Origin of the sequence: Hydrogeniiclostridium mannosilyticum, from assembly GCF_003268275.1 — a bacterium.
In the GTDB taxonomy this organism is placed as follows: Bacteria; Bacillota; Clostridia; order Oscillospirales; family Acutalibacteraceae; genus Hydrogeniiclostridium; species Hydrogeniiclostridium mannosilyticum.
Window position 1 is genome coordinate 1 of sequence record NZ_QLYR01000044.1, and the last position, 442, is coordinate 442.

General features: G+C 56.3%; 1 pseudogene. It reads left to right on the plus strand.

The features are described from left to right. A pseudogene (locus tag DPQ25_RS14865) lies at positions 1 to 327 on the plus strand (hypothetical protein); the annotation flags it as partial. Positions 328 to 442 lie beyond the last annotated feature (115 nt).

Here is a 442-nt window from a genome sequence, read left to right on the forward strand (position 1 = left end):
AATCAAAGCTGGTATGTGTCTCAAGTCAGCGGGGATCGGGCTGTGATTGACAAGAACGAAAGCGGGACAAGCTCCATATGCAGCCCGGTAAATACAAAGTATCTGTCGGCAGCCGGCAGCACGGGCGCCGCGCCCGCCCCTTCCGAGCCGAAAAAGATCGAGGCGGGCGGCAAGGTGAAGGTAACCGGCAGCCAATACATCAACGGCGTGGCGATTCCCTCCTATGTTAAAGGGAACACCTACACGGTCCAGCAGGTCAAGAGCGACCGGGTACTGCTGAAGGAGATTTATTCCTGGGTCCCCCTGAGCGGCGTGCAGGCCGTATAAGGGAGGCGCAAATGGAATGGCTTAAGGGTATTTCGGATATTTGCTCCTATTTGTCTATTATTGGGACGCTGCTTGCAGTGGCGTTCAAGGGGGCGGCATACCTCCGGCGGATGAA